Annotated in this window: 5 protein-coding genes; 3 read left to right on the plus strand and 2 right to left on the minus strand. The window is 67.8% G+C overall.

The genetic code is table 11. The features are described 5' to 3' along the window. The coding region (locus GJ693_RS15080; RefSeq protein ID WP_197042250.1) for a glutathione S-transferase N-terminal domain-containing protein at positions 1 to 533 on the minus strand (533 nt) is incomplete at its 3' end. 66 nt (positions 534 to 599) lie between these two features. Continuing rightward, positions 600 to 1,823: a bifunctional glutamate N-acetyltransferase/amino-acid acetyltransferase ArgJ gene (argJ, locus tag GJ693_RS15085; RefSeq protein ID WP_156257075.1), complete on the minus strand. Its 1,224-nt coding sequence runs from the start codon at positions 1,821 to 1,823 to the stop codon at positions 600 to 602. A 144-nt stretch (positions 1,824 to 1,967) separates the two neighbouring features. Between argJ and rpmH the strand changes: the two genes are divergently transcribed. From rpmH to yidD, 3 genes are read left to right on the plus strand one after another with little or no spacing between them, the layout of a single operon-like run. After that, on the plus strand, positions 1,968 to 2,102 hold the full coding sequence (gene rpmH, locus GJ693_RS15090; protein ID WP_017667053.1) for a 50S ribosomal protein L34: 135 nt from the start codon (positions 1,968 to 1,970) through the stop codon (positions 2,100 to 2,102). Positions 2,103 to 2,107: 5 nt separating this feature from the next. Further along, positions 2,108 to 2,476 (plus strand): ribonuclease P protein component, encoded by a 369-nt coding sequence (rnpA, locus tag GJ693_RS15095; RefSeq protein ID WP_156257076.1) that lies wholly within the window; start codon positions 2,108 to 2,110, stop codon positions 2,474 to 2,476. Then, entirely contained in the window at positions 2,473 to 2,682 is a 210-nt protein-coding gene (gene yidD / locus GJ693_RS15100) for a membrane protein insertion efficiency factor YidD (protein WP_156257077.1), read from the plus strand. The genes rnpA and yidD overlap by 4 nt, the downstream gene beginning before the upstream one ends. Positions 2,683 to 2,923 lie beyond the last annotated feature (241 nt).

Raw genomic sequence — 2,923 nt, forward strand, 5'->3', positions numbered from 1 at the left:
CCCGGTGCATCGNCGCCGATGAAGGCGCGGCCATCGGCCAGCGTGTCCGACAGCCACTGGCTCGCCACCCGCGCCTGGCCGGCCAGATGCGGCGCGGCGCGGCCCAGCGCGGCCAGGTCCATGCCGAATCGCGCCTGACGGTCCTTGATGAAACCCTCCCCCATCATCTCGGGCGTCATTCCGCCCATGGCGGCGCCGACATGGGCGAAGAATTGCGGCCCGTTGGCCCAGCTTGCCACCAGCTTGTGCAAGGGACCCAAGGGTGCCGGATACAGGCTGGGGCCAGGCAGGGCCTCAAGCGCCGGCAGGATCGCGCCGGTGTCGCAATAGATGTCGGCACCGATCTGCACCACCGGCGTGCGGCCATAGGCCCCGGTGAGCCGCGTCTGGTCCGGCTTGGGCAAGATGCGCGGGACGAGAAGGCTGCCCCAGGTCAGCCCCTTCACACCAAAGGCCGCCCGCACCAGTTCGGCAAAGGGCGAGGCTTCATAATGATAGAGGATCGGGATCATGACGAGGATGATGCCCGCCATTCGGCCCGGCCCCCAGTGCCATTATGGGGAGGGGTTCAGCTGCGGTGATCGGCCCAACCGCAGTGTTTAGCTGCGGTAATCGGCGTTGATGCTGATGTAGCCGTGGGTGAGATCGCAGGTCCACACCCGCGCCCGGCCGTTGCCCAGGCCGAGACCGGCGGTGATGCGGATTTCCTGGCCCTTGAGGTGCGCGGCGACCGGGGCTTCGTCATAGCCGTGCACCACCATGCCGGCTTCGGCCACCAGCGTATCGCCGAAGCGGATGGAGAGCAGGTCACGCTCGGCGGGTTCTCCGGCCTTGCCCACCGCCATCACCACCCGGCCCCAATTGGCGTCGCCGCCGGCAATGGCGGTCTTCACCAGCGGCGAATTGGCGATGGAGAGCGCAACGCGCTTGGCCGAGGCATCGTCCACCGCGCCGTCCACATTCACTTCGATCAGCTTGCTGGCGCCTTCGCCATCGCGCACCACCAGCAGCGCCAGTTGCCGGCAGACATCGGCCAGCGCGGCAGCCAGCGCGTCGGCACCGGGCGAGTCCATACTGGCCAGCGGGGCATGGCCGGCGGCGCCGGTGGCAAAGGCCAGCACCGTGTCTGACGTGCTGGTGTCGCTGTCGACCGTGATGCTGTTGAACGTCGGCCCGACGGCGGCGCTCAGCATCTGCTGCCACAGCGCCGGCGTGATGGCGGCATCGGTGAAGATGAAGCCCAGCATTGTTGCCATGTCGGGCGCGATCATGCCGCTGCCCTTGACGATGCCGGTGACGGTGACGCGCGTGCCAGCCACGATCGCGCTGGCGGTGGCGGCTTTGGGAAAAGTATCAGTGGTGCCAATGGCGTTGGTGGCGGCCAGCCAGTCGGCCTGGCCCAGCGCGGCATGCGCCTTGTCCACCCCCGCCAATGCCAGATCAACCGGCAGCGGCACGCCGATCACGCCGGTCGAGGCGCTGAACACGTCGTCGGGCGAACAGCCCAACCGTTCCGCCACCCGCGCCACCTGGGCCTGCGCCGCCTGGCGGCCGGTCATGCCGGTGAAGGCGTTGCTGTTGCCGGCATTCACCACCAGCCCGCGCGCCCGGCCGCCCGCCAGCTTGGCCCGGCACATCTCGACTTCCGGCGACGGGCATTTCGATTGCGTCGTCACCCCGGCCACCACCGTGCCGGGTGCCAGCTCGACCAAGGTTACGCAATCGCGCGTCCATTGCTTGTAGGCGACACTGGCGGTGCCAATGCGCATCCCGGCGATGGGAGCCAGATCGGGAAAGGGCAGGGCGAGCGGAGAGCGTGTCATGGCGCCCGCCTTTGCCCGCAGAATCGGCCTTGTCCAGAGGCAAGTGAGTTGACTCTGCGTGCGGGCCACATTATCGGCACCACTCTTTCCGGGCGCAGGCAACTGCGGTCGGCCAGCCGATTTGCATTTTCAGGACTTCGCAACATGAAGCGCACCTATCAGCCGTCCAAGCTCGTCCGCGCCCGCCGTCACGGTTTCCGCGCGCGCATGGCCACTGTCGGCGGCCGTAATGTGATCCGCGCCCGTCGCGCCCGCGGTCGCAAGAAGCTTTCGGCCTGACCCCTATGCGCGCGCCGGAGACGATCCGGCAGCGGCGGGATTTCCTGGCTGCAAATCAGGGCCGGCGGGTGCCATCCGCCGGCTTTGTGCTGCTCGTGCGGCAGCGTGATGATGGCAGCGAGGCGATGCGCGCCGGCTTCACCGTCACCAAGAAGATCGGCAACAGCGTCACCCGCAACCGCCTGAAGCGCCGTCTGCGCGAAATCGTGCGCCTCACCTTGCCCGATCATGGCCATCCCGGCGCCGATCATGTGCTGATTGGCCGCGAGGCCGGCCTCACCCGCGATTTCGCGACGTTGCGCGCCGATCTGGAAAGGGCGCTGGCCAAGGCCCATCTTCCGCCCCAACCGCCAAAGGATGGGGCACGCCGATGAAATCCCTGCTGATCTGGCCGATCCGCCTGTGGCAGGTGACATTTTCCGCCGTGCTGCCGCCCACCTGCCGCTTTTCACCCAGCTGTTCGGCCTATGCCATCACCGCCATCGAACGTCATGGCCCGGTGAAAGGCATTGGCCTTGCCGCCCGCCGTATTGCCCGCTGCCACCCCTGGGGGGGTTCGGGCTATGACCCGGTGCCTTAAGCCGCTATAGCAGCCGCGCTTCATCCGAATCCCTTATTCAGCGAGACAGACTTGCCTCCCCAGGACAATCAATCGCCCGACGTGAAGAATATCGTGCTGGCCGTGGTGCTTTCCACGCTGGTGCTGATCGGCTGGACCGTCGTTTCCGATCGCTTCTTCCCGGCCGCCACGCCCAAGCCTGCCGTTACCGCGCCAGCGCCAGGCGCGCCGGCCGCCGCGCCCGCAACACCGGGCGCCGCAG

It is taken from the genome of Sandarakinorhabdus oryzae (assembly GCF_009733735.1).
In the GTDB taxonomy this organism is placed as follows: domain Bacteria; phylum Pseudomonadota; class Alphaproteobacteria; order Sphingomonadales; family Sphingomonadaceae; genus Sandarakinorhabdus; species Sandarakinorhabdus oryzae.

Bases quoted from the DNA above. Each gene is read 5' to 3' on its own strand.
- argJ (WP_156257075.1), bottom strand. From the start codon at position 1,823: ATGACACGCTCTCCGCTCGCCCTGCCCTTTCCCGATCTGGCTCCCATC.
- rpmH (WP_017667053.1), top strand. From the start codon at position 1,968: ATGAAGCGCACCTATCAGCCGTCCAAGCTCGTCCGCGCCCGCCGTCAC.
- rnpA (WP_156257076.1), top strand. From the start codon at position 2,108: ATGCGCGCGCCGGAGACGATCCGGCAGCGGCGGGATTTCCTGGCTGCA.
- yidD (WP_156257077.1), top strand. From the start codon at position 2,473: ATGAAATCCCTGCTGATCTGGCCGATCCGCCTGTGGCAGGTGACATTT.